At 69.4% G+C, this 14,490-nt stretch carries 13 protein-coding genes and 1 tRNA gene; 9 read left to right on the forward strand and 5 right to left on the reverse strand.

Annotated features, from left to right (window positions below):
* Nucleotides 1-46 precede the first annotated feature (46 nt).
* The 3 genes from arcC to E4J16_RS01860 are packed head-to-tail and all read right to left on the reverse strand — an operon-like array spanning nucleotide 47 to nucleotide 3,300.
* Nucleotides 47-1,027, reverse strand: a complete 981-nt coding sequence (gene arcC, locus E4J16_RS01850; RefSeq protein ID WP_136313092.1) for a carbamate kinase — start codon at nucleotides 1,025-1,027, stop codon at nucleotides 47-49.
* A 7-nt stretch (nucleotides 1,028-1,034) separates the two neighbouring features.
* Nucleotides 1,035-2,042 (reverse strand): ornithine carbamoyltransferase, encoded by a 1,008-nt coding sequence (gene argF, locus E4J16_RS01855; RefSeq protein ID WP_136313093.1) that lies wholly within the window; start codon nucleotides 2,040-2,042, stop codon nucleotides 1,035-1,037.
* Between the two features lie 34 nt (nucleotides 2,043-2,076).
* Nucleotides 2,077-3,300 carry an arginine deiminase gene (locus E4J16_RS01860; RefSeq protein WP_136194224.1) on the reverse strand — a complete coding sequence of 408 codons (1,224 nt, stop codon included), beginning with the start codon at nucleotides 3,298-3,300 and terminating at the stop codon, nucleotides 2,077-2,079.
* 499 nt (nucleotides 3,301-3,799) lie between these two features.
* Here E4J16_RS01860 and E4J16_RS01865 point away from each other — a divergent pair, with 499 nt between their 5' ends.
* The 6 genes from E4J16_RS01865 to E4J16_RS01890 all read left to right on the forward strand — a co-directional run bounded on the left by E4J16_RS01865 (nucleotide 3,800) and on the right by E4J16_RS01890 (nucleotide 9,824).
* Nucleotides 3,800-4,402: a DUF3060 domain-containing protein gene (locus E4J16_RS01865; protein WP_136194225.1), complete on the forward strand. Its 603-nt coding sequence runs from the start codon at nucleotides 3,800-3,802 to the stop codon at nucleotides 4,400-4,402.
* A gap of 41 nt (nucleotides 4,403-4,443) precedes the next feature.
* Nucleotides 4,444-5,202 (forward strand): response regulator transcription factor, encoded by a 759-nt coding sequence (locus E4J16_RS01870; protein WP_136194226.1) that lies wholly within the window; start codon nucleotides 4,444-4,446, stop codon nucleotides 5,200-5,202.
* Nucleotides 5,199-6,230 carry a sensor histidine kinase gene (locus E4J16_RS01875; RefSeq protein WP_240038223.1) on the forward strand — a complete coding sequence of 344 codons (1,032 nt, stop codon included), beginning with the start codon at nucleotides 5,199-5,201 and terminating at the stop codon, nucleotides 6,228-6,230. The genes E4J16_RS01870 and E4J16_RS01875 overlap by 4 nt, the downstream gene beginning before the upstream one ends.
* A gap of 60 nt (nucleotides 6,231-6,290) precedes the next feature.
* On the forward strand, nucleotides 6,291-7,580 hold the full coding sequence (locus tag E4J16_RS01880) for an OmpA family protein (RefSeq protein ID WP_240038224.1): 1,290 nt from the start codon (nucleotides 6,291-6,293) through the stop codon (nucleotides 7,578-7,580).
* Between the two features lie 215 nt (nucleotides 7,581-7,795).
* Nucleotides 7,796-8,509, forward strand: a complete 714-nt coding sequence (tmk, locus tag E4J16_RS01885) for a dTMP kinase (protein WP_240038225.1) — start codon at nucleotides 7,796-7,798, stop codon at nucleotides 8,507-8,509.
* 61 nt (nucleotides 8,510-8,570) lie between these two features.
* Nucleotides 8,571-9,824 (forward strand): DNA polymerase III subunit delta', encoded by a 1,254-nt coding sequence (locus tag E4J16_RS01890; protein WP_136313095.1) that lies wholly within the window; start codon nucleotides 8,571-8,573, stop codon nucleotides 9,822-9,824.
* Between the two features lie 27 nt (nucleotides 9,825-9,851).
* On the opposite strand, the gene E4J16_RS01895 is transcribed toward E4J16_RS01890, so the two are convergent.
* Nucleotides 9,852-10,772, reverse strand: a complete 921-nt coding sequence (locus E4J16_RS01895; RefSeq protein WP_136194229.1) for a helix-turn-helix domain-containing protein — start codon at nucleotides 10,770-10,772, stop codon at nucleotides 9,852-9,854.
* Between the two features lie 226 nt (nucleotides 10,773-10,998).
* Here E4J16_RS01895 and E4J16_RS01900 point away from each other — a divergent pair, with 226 nt between their 5' ends.
* Entirely contained in the window at nucleotides 10,999-12,624 is a 1,626-nt protein-coding gene (locus E4J16_RS01900; RefSeq protein WP_240038226.1) for an alpha/beta hydrolase, read from the forward strand.
* Between the two features lie 35 nt (nucleotides 12,625-12,659).
* Here E4J16_RS01900 and E4J16_RS01905 read toward each other — a convergent pair whose 3' ends face one another.
* Nucleotides 12,660-13,733 carry an asparaginase gene (locus tag E4J16_RS01905; RefSeq protein ID WP_136194230.1) on the reverse strand — a complete coding sequence of 358 codons (1,074 nt, stop codon included), beginning with the start codon at nucleotides 13,731-13,733 and terminating at the stop codon, nucleotides 12,660-12,662.
* Between the two features lie 122 nt (nucleotides 13,734-13,855).
* On the opposite strand from E4J16_RS01905, the gene E4J16_RS01910 reads away from it, so the two are divergent.
* Together E4J16_RS01910 and E4J16_RS01915 are read left to right on the forward strand one after the other, a co-directional pair.
* A tRNA-Thr gene (locus E4J16_RS01910) sits at nucleotides 13,856-13,928 on the forward strand.
* Between the two features lie 164 nt (nucleotides 13,929-14,092).
* Complete coding sequence (locus E4J16_RS01915; RefSeq protein WP_136194231.1) at nucleotides 14,093-14,425, forward strand: histone-like nucleoid-structuring protein Lsr2; 333 nt, start codon at nucleotides 14,093-14,095, stop codon at nucleotides 14,423-14,425.
* Nucleotides 14,426-14,490: the final 65 nt, after the last annotated feature.

Below are 14,490 nucleotides of genomic sequence, written 5' to 3' on the forward strand. Positions count from 1 at the left end.
GTGGTTGATTGCTGGCATCACCTTCTCGACGTGTGTCTGGGTAGGTTCAGAACTGTTGGTGACGGGGGAACATGAGACCCGGCATAGGCGGGCGGATGTCCTCCGGTCCGCCGTAGTCCCCGCCCGCGGTGACGATGGTTCCCGCGGTGCCGTCGATAATCTCGGTGGCGTCCTCCAGGCGGCCAATGGCGGCCATGTCTCCGGTCAACTCCACGAAACGGCACACCGCCTCCACCTTGGGTCCCATTGAGCCGGCGGGCAGGTCCAGGGCGCGCAGTGATGCCGGGGTGGCCCTGTCGATGCGCTTCTCCTGCGGGGTGCCATAGTCGGTCCTCACGCCGTCGACATCGGTGAGAATGAGCAGGGCGTCTGCCTCCAGGTGCTCCGCGAGCACGGCGGCGGTCAGATCCTTGTCGACGACGGCCTCGACGCCCTCCAGCTTGCCCTTGGCGTTGCGGATCACCGGTACGCCACCCCCGCCGGAGCAGACGACTACGGCGCCGGCTTGAAGCAGGATGCGGGCCATGCGCGTCTCGATGAAACGCTGCGGTTTGGGAGAGGCGACCACACGACGCCAATGGGCGCCGTCGGGCTTGACGGTCCAGCCCCGCTCGGCCGCAAGCGCCCGGGCCGTGGCCTCGTCGTAGACCTCGCCCACGAACTTGGTGGGGTTGTTGAAGGCCGGATCGCCGGAAAGGACCAGGGTCTGGCTGATCAGCGAGGCGACGTGGCGGCCCGGCAGTGCGTTCTGCATGGCCTGGAGGAGCCAGTAGCCGATCATGCCCTGGGTCTCGGCTCCGAGTGTGTCGAAGGGGTAGGGCTCGCTCAGCCGCTCGTCGTTGGCGGACTCCAGAGCCAGCGTACCGACCTGCGGGCCGTTGCCGTGGGTGATGATGAGCTCATGCTCCTCGGCCAGCGCGGCCAGCGCCTTGGCCGCCCGCTTGACGTTGTCGATCTGGGTGCGGGCGTCGGGCTTGTCTCCCCGACGCATGAGCGCATTGCCTCCGAGTGCGGCGACGATTCTCATGGTCGCATCAGTCCCATTCGCCCAGGGTCGCCACCATGACGGCCTTGATGGTGTGCATACGGTTCTCCGCCTGGTCGAAGGCGACGTTGCGCTCGGTCTCGAAGACGTCGTCGGTCACCTCCAGGCCGTCCAGTCCTGTCCTGGTGTAGATGTCCTCCCCGACGGTCGTGTTGCGGTCGTGGAAGGCCGGCAGGCAGTGCAGGAATTTCACGTCCGGGTTGCCAGTCCGCTCTACTAGGGAGGCGTTGACCTGGTAGGGCTTGAGCAGGGCGATGCGCTGATCCCATACCTCCTTCGGCTCGCCCATGGACACCCACACGTCTGTGTACAGGAAGTCGGCTCCCTTGACGCCCTCATCGACGTCGGAGCCGATGGTGATCCGGGCGCCGGACTCCTCCGCCAGGCGCCTGGCCGAGGCGACGACGTCGTCGGCGGGCAGCAGTTCGGCGGGCCCGACCAGGCGCACGTCCATGCCCATGAGGGCCCCGGAGACGAGCAACGAGTTGGCAACGTTGTTGCGACAGTCGCCCAGGTAGGCGAAGGAGATCTCCTTCAGCGGCCGCTCCGCGTGTTCCAGCATCGTCAGCTGGTCGGCCAGGGCCTGGGTGGGGTGCCAGTCGTCGGTCAGCCCGTTCCACACCGGCACGCCGGACAGGTCGGCGAGTTGCTGGACGTGTTCCTGCTTGTGGCCCCGGAACTCGATGCCGTCGAACATGCGCCCCAGCACGCGGGCGGTGTCGGCGACGGACTCCTTGTGCCCCATCTGAGAGCCGGAGGGGTCGAGGTAAGTGGTACTGGCTCCCTGGTCGGCGGCGCCGACCTCGAAGGCGCAGCGAGTGCGCGTGGAGGTCTTTTCGAACAGCAGGGCGATGTTCTTACCCTTGAGGCGCTGGACCTCCCGGCCCGCCCGCTTGTCGGCCTTGAGCTGGCCGGCCAGATTGAGCAGGATGCTCCACTGCGAGGCCGTGAAGTCGAGCTCCTTGAGGAAGGAGCGCCCGGACAAAGGATGCGGCATGTTGTTCTCCTGATGTGTTTCGAATGTGGATGGATCAGTCAACGGGATTGCGCAGGACTGGACAGCTCATGCAGTGTGGTCCGCCACGGCCGCGGCCCAGCTCCGAGCCGGGGATGGTGAGTACTTCGATGCCCTGGCTGGTCAAGTACCTGTTGGTGTTGACGTTGCGCTCGTAAGTGATGATCGTGCCGGGGGCGATGGCCAGGGAGTTGGCGCCGTCGTCCCACTGCTCGCGGGCGGCGGAGCGGGAGTCCTGGGGGGTGGTCAACACGACGATCTCATCGAGCCCGAGGGCCTCGGCGATGACTCGGTGCATGAGCTCGGGGGCGTTCTCCCTGACCTCGATCTCATCGGGGCTGTCGCCGGGGCGCAGTGTGACGGTGGGGAGCATCCCGGCGCCCGCATACTTGGTGAAGGTGCCGCGGTCCACCATCGTCATGATGGTGTCCAGGTGCATCTGCGCACGCGACTTGTGCATGCGCACGGCGACGACCTCACGAACGCCTCCGGCGAAGAGCTTCGCCGCCAGATGCTCCACGCCCTGCGGGCAGGTACGTTCGGAAACGCCGATCATGACCGCGCCGTTGCCGATGATTTGGATGTCGCCGCCCTCGATGCTCATTTCGCGGCCGAGCGTGCCATCGTTCCACAGGGGGAAGTCGGCGTTGGCGAACAGCGGATGCCACCGGTAGATGGCCCGATAGTTGAGGGTCTCGCGGCGGCGGGCGGTGCGGCGCATGGTGTTGACCGAGACTCCGTCGTAGATCCAGCTGGAGGAGTCCCTGGTGAACAGGTGGTTGGGCAGAGGCGATAGCAGGAGGTCCTCGTCGTCGATGGAGGACATGACCATCGAGGAGACACCGGGAAGCTGTTCAAGGAGCTCTGCCTTGGTGATGCCGGCGATGAGTACCTCGGCCAGTACCGCGGCGGGGGCCTCCTCGGCCCACCGGCGCACCGTGGGGGCGGCCGTGAGGCCGGTGTGATCAGGGGTGAGCGCGCCTTCGAGCAGGTACTCCCGGGCCGCGGGGACCTCAATGGTGTCAGTGAGGAGGTCCTGGAGATAGAGGACATTGACGCCGCGCTGTTTGAGGATCGCCGCGAACTGGTCGTGATCCTGCTGGGCCCTCTCCAGCCACAGCACGTCGTCGAACAGGAGCTCGTCCTTGTTGTCCGGGGTGAGTCGGTTCATCTCCCTGCCGGGGCGATGAAGGATGACCGTTGCTAGTTCGCCGATCTCAGAGGCGACGGAAAACTTCATGTCGTGTCTCCAGGTCTTGATCTTCGGCACACCTGCGTGCCTGCGTGGGGTGAGTGCCCCGTCACGATTGGGACAAGCGTACCAATGTTCGTGTGAACCTAAAAGAGGGGTGGGCGCATTTCTGGTACGTTTGTGCGAAAAGTCTAGCCCGGGCGGCGGGCGGCCTTCCTCTGAGAGCCCAGCTCACGCAGGTATTCGCAGGCGATGTTTGGACTTCCTGGGGTGGGTGTGGTGAAGAGCGGTCAAACGTTGGTCTTTGTAGATAACCACAGTTTCGCTGGTCTTGCTTGCTGGTCGGCGGCCGGACGACGCCTCCGCGGCTGCCGACAGCTCGCCAAGGTCGGTCTCAGGCGCCGCCCCGCCGCGCTCTCAACGCGTAAGAGCTGTGAATGTGACTTGCGACCGGATCGCAAGATTGCGACAGGGCGGCGACAGCCTGGCGGTATGCGGGCCTGTAATCTTCCGATACACGATTTGTTGACCCCCGGAAGGAACACCTGTGCGTATCCCCAACAAGCTCCTGGTCCCCGCCACTGTCCTCGCCCTGGGCGCCTCCCTGGCCGCCTGCTCCATCAGCGTCGGCGGCTCCGACGGCGAGTCCGCACCCTCGCAGGAGACCACCGCCGTTGTCGCCACCGAGGAGGCCACGCAGGAAACTGACGACGCGGATGACGTCGACAGCGGCGACACCGCCACGGATGAAGCCGAGGGCGCTGACGCGGACAAGGCCGACGCCGATGGCACCGCGGCTGCCGGGGCCTCTGGCTCCGGCACCGACGGCATCACCAACCCCGACTGGCTCGGCGTCATCTCCGGCGGCATACAGGAGTCCGTCTCCGGCGATTACGGGATCCAGAGCTCCGGAGGCACATACAACCTTGTCGGCGAGCTCGACAGCCTGGCCATTCAGGGGTCTGAGGTCACGGTTTCCGCGCAGAGCGTCGGGACTCTCACCGTGCAGGGCTCGGACGTGACCGTCTACGTCCGCGAAGTGGACGATGTGGTGGCCTTCGGCTCGAACGTGAAGGTCTACTACCTTGAGGGCGACCCGACCGTGCAGGACATCGGCGCCAACAACACCGTCGAGAAGCTGAGCGACTGACCGGCGCGCCCGGACATCCCACTGCCCCCGGTCTAGAACCAATGCCCCGCCCCGCCCCGCCCGCCGCCTCAGCGGCACCTGTACCGGCCATCGCGCCTACCGCGACCGTCCTACTCGTCGACGACGAGGCCCCCATCCTCACCTCACTGGGCTCCTACCTGGAGCGCAGCGGCTACCGGGTGATGCGCGCGAGTGACGGCGTGGAGGCACTCGGCCTGCTAGCCGCCTACGACATCGACATCATCGTCAGCGACGTGCTCATGCCCCGCATGGACGGCCGCGAGCTGGTGCGGCGGGTGCGGGCGGGCGGCACCTGGACCCCGATCATCCTGCTCACCCAGGTAGACGCCACCTACGAGCGCGTCTCCGCCCTGGACGACGGCGCCGACGACTACCTTTCCAAGCCCTTCGACCCCGCCGAGCTGACCTCCCGTATTCGCGCCGTCCTGCGCCGCACCCGCGGGGTGGGGCAGCCACTGACCGCTGCGCCCCGGCTGGTGTCCGGGGAACTCGCCCTGGACCGGGCCGGCCGCCGCGTCACCCTGGCCGGCCGTGAACTGTCACTTACCCCCAAGGCCATCACCCTGCTCGACTTCCTGATGAGCCACCCCGGCGAGCTGCACACCCGCGAGGCGCTGCTGTCCGCCCTGTGGGGCATCGACTTCGTCTCCTCCACGCGCGCCGTCGACCACCGCATCCGCGAGATCCGTCGGGCTCTGGGCGACGACGCCGCCAACCCCACCTACATCGAGACGGTGCCCCAGGGCGGCTACCGCTTCCGTGCCGAGGTGCACGCATGAGCGCCGCCGAGCCACGAGACATGCGTGGGGCACCGCCGGGAGGCGGACGGCCCGAGGCCGGCTCCGGGGGTGACAGGCGGGGCGGGCGTGGCCGCCTGTGGCTGTGGTGGGTGTGTGGCGTCGTCGGCGTCGTGGCGCTGACGATCCTGGCGCAGCTGCTGTGGAGCGGATTGAGCCTGTACGTGACCGTCCGCGTGCCCGTGGTCGTGGGGACGGCAGGGGCGGTGGTGCTGCTCATCGCCGCACTGGCCGTGCTCATCCGCATCCGTCGGCGCGCCGCCGTCCGGCGCCTGCGCGAGTCCGTGCAGGCGGAGTCCCGCACCCGCCACCGCCAGTTCCTCCAGCGTCTAGACCATGAGCTGAAGAACCCACTGACGGCGGTGCGCGCCGCCGTCGCCGACGCCTCCCGTACCGCCGGCCCGGCCGTGGCCGCCGACCTGGAGGTGGTGGACGCCCAGTCGCGGCGGATGAGCCGCCTGCTCACCGACCTGCGCAAGCTCGCCGAGTTGGAGACCGCCCCGCTCGCCCTGGAGGAGGTCGATCTGGCCGAGACGGTCCAGGACGCGGTCTCCGCCGTAATCGAGGAGGCGGCCGGGCGCGGCGCCGCCGTGCGAGTGCGCCTGGACCTGCCGGCCGTGCCCTGGCCACTGCCGCATGTGCGCGGTGACGGCGATCTGCTCTACTCCGCCGTCTACAACGTGATCGCCAACGCGGCCAAGTACACCCCGGAGGGTGGCGCCGTTGAGGTGCGCGGCCGGGAGGAGGCCGGCGCCGTCACCATCGAGGTGGCCGACACCGGTATCGGCGTGCCCGAGGCGGACCTGGAACGGGTCTTCCACGAGTTGGAGCGCGCCGGCAATGCGGGCGGCCTGCCGGGCTCCGGGCTGGGCCTGGCCCTGGTGCGCACCATTGTCGACCGGCACGGCGGGCGGGTGCGCATGGCCTCCCGCGAGGGGGTGGGCACCCGGGTTTGGCTGACGCTTCCGGTGGCCGGTCCGCCCCGCAGCGTCCCGCTTCCACCCGAATGACCGCATGAGGCCGACGAGGCCCGAACCAGACCGCATACCGACAGGCCAGGAGATCAAGAGATGAGGAACACCACCATGTATTCCCCGACTACTTCTGCTCAGCTGTACCGCTCCGGCCGTACGCCGGTGGTACTTGTCGCCGCCGGGGCCCTGGCACTGGCCCTGGCCGGCTGCTCCGGTGCCGGCTCGACGGCGACCCCAGCCCAGACCCCGGGCGGGCAGGAGCCCGCGCCGCAGGCATCAGTTACCGAGTCACCGCAGCTGAGCCCCTCCGCCACGGCCGACTCCGCCTTGGCCGTACCCGGCTATCAGGTCGGTGAGGTGCCGCCGATCCCGCTGTTCACACTGCCCGACCTTGGCCTGCTGACCGCATCCACGGGCAGCCTCACCCCGGACCTGACCGGGAACATCCAGTCCCGCCCGGGGATCACCGTCTCCCCGGCGCGCTGTGACGAGGCGGGGCTTCTGGCCGGCGGCATGACCGTCGTCGGCGGGGACGGCTCGGTAGTCACCTCGGACGGCGACTCCTCCCTGGTCAATGACGGCGAGGGCGGCGCCGTCTATCAGGACGGCACGGTGAGCATCGTCAACAACGGCGACGGCTCGGGTACGTACACCGATGACACCACCAGCATCGTGGTGGAGACCGACGGCACCGGCACCTACACGGATGCGACCCTCAGTGTCGTCGTCGGGGACGATGGCGCCGGAACGTATGACAATTCCGCCACCGGGGAGTCGATTGTGATCGGTGGCGACGGCTCGGGCGTGTACTCCACCCTGACCGTCACCATCACCAATGAGGGAGATGGCTCCGGCACGTACACGGATCTCGCATCCGGACTGAGCATTGTCAACGAGGGCGACGGCACCGCGCTGGTCAGCCGGGGCGTGCTGAGCATGGAGGTCGGCGCCGAACCACTGGCCCCAGTGGGGAGCGTCGGGTCCTTCCCGAGCATTGACGCGGCCCAGCCGGTCGAGTCCTGCGGGACGGTCATCACCCTGGAGGACGGGGTTCTGTTCGACTTCGGCTCCGCCGAGATCCGTGCCGATGCCGCTGGCACCTTGGAGGAGCTCGCCGGCCTGCTCCAGGATGCGCAAGTGCCGACCGCCAACGTGTACGGGCACACGGACTCGATCTCGGATGAGGACTTCAACCAGGCCCTTTCCGAGAATCGTGCCCAGGCCGTTGTTGACGCGCTGGCCAACAAGGGCGTGACCGCCTCAATGGAGGCGACGGGCTTCGGCGAGACTCGGCCGGTGGCGCCCAATGAGAATGCGGACGGCTCGGACAACCCGGCCGGCCGTCAGCTCAACCGCCGCGTGGAGATCTACGTGCCGGCCTTCTGAGGCGGCCGGGTGCGTCAGCGGGTGCTCGGTGGTGTCATGGAATGCACCACTTTGGGAACTGCTGCCGCCGGTGGCGGCGACTGCGCCCTCGGATCACGCGGTTTGTCGGCTCCGGAACACGGCCACTACTTGGAAAGTGGTGCAGTCTGTGGCAGGGGCGGGTCCGTTGCGCGGGGCCGCCCCGCCCCGGCGCGGTCTCCGGCTACGCTGACGCCGTGAACTTGTCCGCTTTCGCCTCGGTGCCGCCCGCGCACGCCCATCCCGGCCTGTTCATCTCCTTCGAAGGTGGCGACGGAGTCGGCAAGACCACCCAGATTGAGCGTTTGAGCGCGCTGCTGGAGGCTGCCCACATCGAATTCCGGCGCACTCGCGAGCCCGGCGGCACCGAGCTGGGGGCACAGATCCGTCGGCTGCTGTTGCACGGCGGCCAGGTGAGCCCGCGGGCCGAGGCCCTGCTGTACGCCGCGGACCGCGCCCATCACGTCGCCACGGTGGTGCGCCCCGCCCTCGGCCGCGGCGAGGTGGTGCTCACCGACCGCTACCTGGACTCCTCGGTGGCCTACCAGGGCGCGGCCCGTGCGCTTGGCCCGCAGGAGGTGCGCGACCTGTCCCTGTGGGCCACCGACGGCCTGCTGCCCGACCTGACCATTCTGCTCGACGCCGACCCTGCCGTCGGTTCCGCGCGCGCCGGTGCACGTGGGTGCCGGGACCGGCTGGAGCGCGAGCCCGACGCCTTCCATGCCGCCCTGCGCGAGGAGTTCCTGGTACTGGCGCGGCAGGAGCCCGAACGCATCGAGGTCGTCGCCGCTGACCGGCCCGTGGAGGAGGTGGCCGCGGAGGTGGCCGGGCTCGTCGAGCGCCTTATCTCCGCTCGTGGCACGAGCGCACAGCTGAAGGCCTTCCGCGCCGCCGCTAGGCTGGAGGCGTGAACCAGTCCAGCTCTACCGCGGCCGCGGGCCGGATGCTCACTTCCTCCCCGCAGGAGCAGGCATGACCGTTTGGGACGACGTTGTCGGCCAGGAGCGCGTCGTCGCCGCCTTCCGGGCCGCCGCTGAGGCCGCCCGCGCCGTCGTCGCCGCCCGCGCAGGAGACGGCGGCCAGGCTCCATCCGCCCGGCCGACGGCGCCGGAGAACGCCGACGCAGCACCTGCCGCCGTGGCCAACGTTGACACCTCTGCCATGACCCACGCCTGGCTGGTGACCGGCCCGCCCGGCTCCGGCCGGAGCGTGGCCGCCCGCGCTTTCGCCGCAGCCCTGCAGTGCACCGGTGAGATACCCGGCTGCGGGCGGTGCAAGTCCTGCCGCGAGGTGATGAGCGGCGCCCACCCCGACGTGGTGCGCATGGCCACCGAGAAGCTCCTGATCACCATGGATGAGGTCAAGACGCTGATCGGCCAGGCGCAGCGCCGCCCCTGGACCGGCCGCTGGCGGGTGATCCTGGTTGAGGATGCCGACCGCATGGCGGAGCGCACCACCAATGTGCTGCTGAAGTCGATTGAGGAGCCCCCGCCGCAGACGGTGTGGATCCTGTGCACGCCCAGTGCCGACGACGTTCTGCCCACCATCCGCTCACGCTGCCGCCTGGTCACCCTGCGCATCCCGCCGGCCGACGCCGTCGCCGAGCTGCTGGTGCGCCGTGACGGCGCCGACCCGGACCTGGCGGCCCGTGCCGCCCGCGCCAGCCAGTCCCACATCGGGCTCGCCCGGCACCTGGCCACCGATGCCGGCGCCTGGGAGCGGCGCCGGCGCCTCCTGCTCGCCCCCATCTCCCTGCGCAGTGTGGGCGACGCCGTGCTCGCCGCCGCCGACCTGGTCGATGCGGCGGAGGAGGAGGCCAAGACGGCCACCGCGGAGCGCGACGCCGCCGAGAAGGCGGCGCTGATGCGGGCGCTCGGGCTGGAGGAGGGCGGGCGGGTACCGCCTTCTTTGCGCGCGCAGGTCCGGCAGCTGGAGGAGGACCAGAAGCGGCGTGCCCGCCGTGCCCGCACGGACGTGCTCGATCGGGCGATGATCGACCTGCTGTCCTTCTACCGGGATGTGCTGGCCGCCCAGCTCGGCAGCGACGTCGAGCAGGTGAACATAGACCTGTCGGACGCCGTGGCCCAGGTCGCCGCCGCCACCGGGCAGCAGCAGTCGCTGGCGCGCATCAGTGCCATTGAGGAGTGCCGCGGCCGATTGCGTTCCAATGCGGCGCCACTGCTGGCGGTGGAGTCCCTCATGGTGCAGCTGCGCCCCCAGGCGTGAGGGGCGGCGGCCGACGCCGGGGCGGCCTCAGCGCTGCCGGTCCGCCGCGGGGGCGAGCTCGGTGGCGGCCCAGGAGGACAGCAGCCGCAGCGCCTCCGCGCTTGAGCTGCCGGGCTCGGCCCCGTATACGAGCATGGTCATCCCCGGTGTCGACGCCATCGCGGCGGGCTCGTAGTACAGGTGCATCTGGCCGACGACCGGGTGGTTGACCACCTTCTCCGCGCGGCACACGTAGCCGACGTCGTGCCGCGCCCACAGATCGGCGAACTCCCGGCTGCGCGTGGACAGCTCGCCGATGAGGGCCTGCAGGCACGGGTTGTTCGGGTCCGAGCCGGCTTCGAGCCGCAGCATGGCCACCAGGTCCTCCGCCCCTGCCTGCCAGTCGGGGAAGAAGGTGCGCGCACGCGGATCCAGGAAGATGAACCGCGCCATATTCGGGTGCGCGCCGGCGACGTCGGGGATCGGGTCGATGAACATGGGGGAGTACAGCGCCCGGGCCATGTTGTTGGCGGCCAGGTAGTCGCCCGAGCCGTTGCGCACCGCGGCCGGCATCACCATCGCATCCAGGATCCACTGGGTGTCCTGCCGTATCGCGCAGCTCTTGGGACGCGCGCGACGACGCCGCACCCGCCCCGTGGGGGTGATGGTGCGAGCCAGGTCGATGAGGTGCTGGCGTTCGGCGTCGTCCAGCAGCAGCGCGGAGGCGAGCGCGTCCAGGACCTCTTCGGAGGCGCCGGCCGCGTTGCCGCGCTCCAGGCGCGTGTAATAGTCGACGCTCACCCCGGCGAGCATGGCGACTTCCTCCCGGCGCAGGCCCGGCACGCGCCGGTGTCCGGCGACGACGGGCAGTCCCACCATCTGCGGGGTCACCTTGGCCCGGCGCGTAGTCAGGAAGTCCTTCATCTCCCTACGGGCGTCGGCGGGCACGGAGGGCGGCTGCTGCTTCATGGGTGAAGGCTATGCGCCGCGATGGGACGGAGGGAGGACCGCTTAGACCCCGTCAGGTGGCGTGGGGTCTTCGGGCGGCGGTGGCGCGGGGCTGAGGGACCGGGCTGAGCCTGGCGGCGCCAGGTGGCTGTGCGAGGCGGCGGATCTTTAACAGCTGCGTCGCAATGGTGGGGAATCCGCCCGTCCCGCGGCCGGTCGGAACCAGGTCGGCTCGTAGGCTGCCCGGGTGAACATCCTCCAGGGACGCCCTCGCCACGCGCTCGCGGCGCTCACCATCGCGTTCACCGCGGTTGGCCTGGCTGCATGCGGTGCCATATTCCCCGCCACGAGTGTCAGCCCCTCGGCTGCAGCCAGGGCGACGCAGGCCGCCACCGCGGTCGTCCCCGCGGGGCTGGAGGGCTACTACAGCCAGGACATCGAGTGGTACCCGTGTGAGGAGGGGAGCATGACCGAGGCGGACGGCGGCGCCGACTTCGAGTGCGCATACGCCGCCGTGCCCCTGGACTACGCCGACCCCGACGGGCAGACCATCGACATCGCCATGAAGCGGCGTGCCGCCTCGGGTTCCGCAATCGGAACGCTGTTCATCAACCCGGGTGGGCCCGGGGGCTCCGGCGTGAACCTGGTGGAGTCGGTCGACGGCTACTTCTCCGACTCCCTGCTCAGGTCGTACGACGTGGTCGGCTTTGATCCGCGCGGCGTCGGCGCCTCGACGGCGATCGACTGCCTTACCGACGCGGAGCTGGATGCGGACCGGGCCGGCTCCGAGGTGGACTCGGCCGTGGGAGCCCCGGCCAAGGACGACGCCGCGGACGCGGCCGAGACTCAGGCGGAGGTGGAGGCGTACGCCTCGTGGTACGAGGACAAGTGCGAGGCCAACACTCCCGCGGACCTGCTCGACCACGTTGACACGGTCTCCGCCGCCCGTGACCTGGATGTGCTGCGCGCCGCCGTCGGCGAGGACGTGCTGACCTACCTGGGCTACTCCTACGGCACCTACCTGGGGGCGACCTACGCCGAGCTCTTCCCCGCCAACGTGGGCCGCATGGTCCTGGACGGCGCCATTGACCCGACGCTGAGCGCCGGCGAGCTCACCCTGGGCCAGGCCGACGGCTTCGAGAAGGCGCTGCGCGCCTATGTGGAGGACTGCCTCGCCGGCGACAACTGTCCTCTGAGCGGTGGCGTGGACGGCGGTGTCTCCCAGATCCGGGACTTTCTCCAAGTCACCGCCGACGCGCCGATCCCCACCTCCGATCCCGACCGCCCGCTTACGTACTCGCTGGCCGAGTCCGCGGTCCTGGGCATCCTGTACCAGTCCGAGTCCTGGCACGTGCTGACCCAGGGCCTGGACCAGGCGATGAACCAGGACGACGGCTCCGTGCTGTTGCGTGTGGCCGACCTGTTCGCCTCCCGGGAGGGCGACGGCTCGTACAGCGGCAACGGCAATGAAGCCATCAATGCGATCAACTGTTTGGACTATCCGGTGGTCGGTGACGCCGACAGCTGGGAGGAGGAGCGGGAGGCGCTTGAGGAGGTATCGCCGACCTTCGGCGCGGACCTGGGCTACTCCGACCTGTTCTGCCAGGCCTGGGGGCACGAGTCCACGCGAGAGCGCACGGAGATTCACGCCTCCGGCGCCGCCCCGATACTGGTGGTCGGCACCACCGGCGACCCCGCGACTCCGTACGCCTGGTCGCAGGCGCTCGCGGAGCAGCTCGACGACGCCCGCCTGGTGACCTGGAGGGGTAATGGGCACACCGCTTATGGGCGCTCGGACGCGTGCGTGAGCGACGCCGTCGACGACTACCTGCTGGCCGGCGTGCTGCCGGAGGCGGGACTCACCTGCGGCTGAAGGTGCGCCGTCGGGCGGGCGAGGGGCCGGCCGCCTCAGCGCTCGGTCGGCTCTGTGAGCTCTCCGGCCAGGTTCCGCCCCATCCAGGTCCCGAGCTCGGCCCCACGCATTCCCTGTGAGGCCAGGAACTGTAGTTTCGCGTAGGTGGCCTCCAACGTCATGTCGTGGCTGCCCACGGCACCCGCTTCGGCGGCTCCGGCTCCGGCGGCGTAGCGGCCAAGTGCGACCTCCGCCTGGAGGCACTGGGAGGCGACCACTACGGTGACGCCTGCCCGTGCCGCGCGGGACAGCGCGGACAGTGGGCCGTCGTCGGCCGCGGGCAGGTTGCCGACGCCGAAGGCCCGCAGGATCACAGCCACCGGTGCAGGAGTCAGCGCGGCCTCCAGGCGGGCGGCGGTCAGTCCGGGCACCAGGTCGATTACGACGACGTCGTGGCGGGTGTAAGGCGCCGGCGCGGGGCGCCCGGTGCTCGCGTCGTGCTCCGCGCGCTGCGCCGACCAGTGCCAGGGGGCGCCGGCGGTGGCGAGCGGGGGGATTGCGGGGGAGTCGAATCCCTGGAGGTCCCAGGTGGAGGTCTTGGTCGCCCGGTTGCCGGCCAGTAGGCGGCCGCCGAAGAACAGGTGCACTCCGCGCGGCGCACCGTGAGTAAGCGCGTAGACGGCGCCGGTGACGTTGGCGGCGGCGTCGGAGTGGGCGGCGCCCAGCGGCAGTTGGGAGCCGGTGACCACGACCGGCCGGTTGAGATCGGTCAGTGCGTAGGACAACGCGGCGGCCGTGTAGGCCATGGTGTCGGTGCCGTGCAGCACCACGAACGCGTCGGCCCGATCCGCGTGTCGGCGTATCTCGTCGATGATCGTCTGCCAGGTCTCAGGGGTGGTGTCTGAGGAATCGAGCAGCGGGCTCAGGGTCGTGAGCGTGTAAGTTGCACCGGACGACGACGCCTCCCGTGGCGAAGAGCCGGCAGGGCGCTGCGCCTTGGATATCGGGCGTGTGGGAGCGGGCGGGACCAGCCGGGACAACCAGCTGTCAAGGTCGGCGCCGGGGCGGAGTCCGCGGGGCGAATCGACCATGCCGATGGTGCCGCCGGCGTAGATGAAGTGGATGTGCATAAGTCCAGGGTACGCAGCTCTTGGCCCGGCATTGTGCTCCAAACCACCGTCCGGGATTGGGGTGGCGGATTGCGCGGCGCGGCCGTCAGGCGGTAACGTGCGTCTCGCCGCTTTGGCGGCAGGCCACCTTAGCTCAGTCGGCAGAGCGATTCACTCGTAATGAATAGGTCGTGGGTTCGATTCCCACAGGTGGCTCCGTCAATCGTTGGACCGAGGGTTTGTTCGATGATAGAACTAGCCCCGCCATGCCGTAATTTCCGATTTCCTTGCTTCAATTGGCTGGTTATGTCTATCCTGTTACCCGGGATGATCCCGCACCAGAGGTGGGACCCGCATGATCTGTGGCAAGGAGGACCAATATGGCACAGAAGACCCAGATTGTTCTTGTGGATGACATCGACGGCTCTGAGGCGACTCAGACCATTACCTTCGCTCTCGATGGTGTCACTTACGAGATCGACCTCAACGAGGAGCACGCGGCCGCATTGCGCGAGTCGATCGAGGAATGGACGGTGAAGGCCCGCCGCCGTGGCGGTCGCCGCACGCTCCGTCGTCGCCCGCCTACGGGCGTCACCCAGAAGATTCGTGAGTGGGCCCGTGCCAACGGCTATGAGGTCTCTGACCGTGGGCGCATTCCTGCTCCGGTGCGCGAGGCCTACATGGCGGCCAACAACCCCAGCAACAACGGCTGAGGCGAGCACGCGGCCGCCCCGGGGCGGCCGTGCGCGGCCGCGGCGGAATCGCGCGGCGCGGAACC

Origin of the sequence: Actinomyces procaprae (assembly GCF_004798665.1) — a bacterium.
Lineage (GTDB): Bacteria > Actinomycetota > Actinomycetes > Actinomycetales > Actinomycetaceae > Actinomyces > Actinomyces procaprae.

Bases quoted from the DNA above. Each gene is read 5' to 3' on its own strand.
- arcC (WP_136313092.1), bottom strand. From the start codon at position 1,027: ATGAGAATCGTCGCCGCACTCGGAGGCAATGCGCTCATGCGTCGGGGA.
- argF (WP_136313093.1), bottom strand. From the start codon at position 2,042: ATGCCGCATCCTTTGTCCGGGCGCTCCTTCCTCAAGGAGCTCGACTTC.
- E4J16_RS01860 (WP_136194224.1), bottom strand. From the start codon at position 3,300: ATGAAGTTTTCCGTCGCCTCTGAGATCGGCGAACTAGCAACGGTCATC.
- E4J16_RS01870 (WP_136194226.1), top strand. From the start codon at position 4,444: ATGCCCCGCCCCGCCCCGCCCGCCGCCTCAGCGGCACCTGTACCGGCC.
- E4J16_RS01875 (WP_240038223.1), top strand. From the start codon at position 5,199: ATGAGCGCCGCCGAGCCACGAGACATGCGTGGGGCACCGCCGGGAGGC.
- E4J16_RS01880 (WP_240038224.1), top strand. From the start codon at position 6,291: ATGAGGAACACCACCATGTATTCCCCGACTACTTCTGCTCAGCTGTAC.
- E4J16_RS01890 (WP_136313095.1), top strand. From the start codon at position 8,571: ATGACCGTTTGGGACGACGTTGTCGGCCAGGAGCGCGTCGTCGCCGCC.
- E4J16_RS01895 (WP_136194229.1), bottom strand. From the start codon at position 10,772: ATGAAGCAGCAGCCGCCCTCCGTGCCCGCCGACGCCCGTAGGGAGATG.
- E4J16_RS01905 (WP_136194230.1), bottom strand. From the start codon at position 13,733: ATGCACATCCACTTCATCTACGCCGGCGGCACCATCGGCATGGTCGAT.
- E4J16_RS01915 (WP_136194231.1), top strand. From the start codon at position 14,093: ATGGCACAGAAGACCCAGATTGTTCTTGTGGATGACATCGACGGCTCT.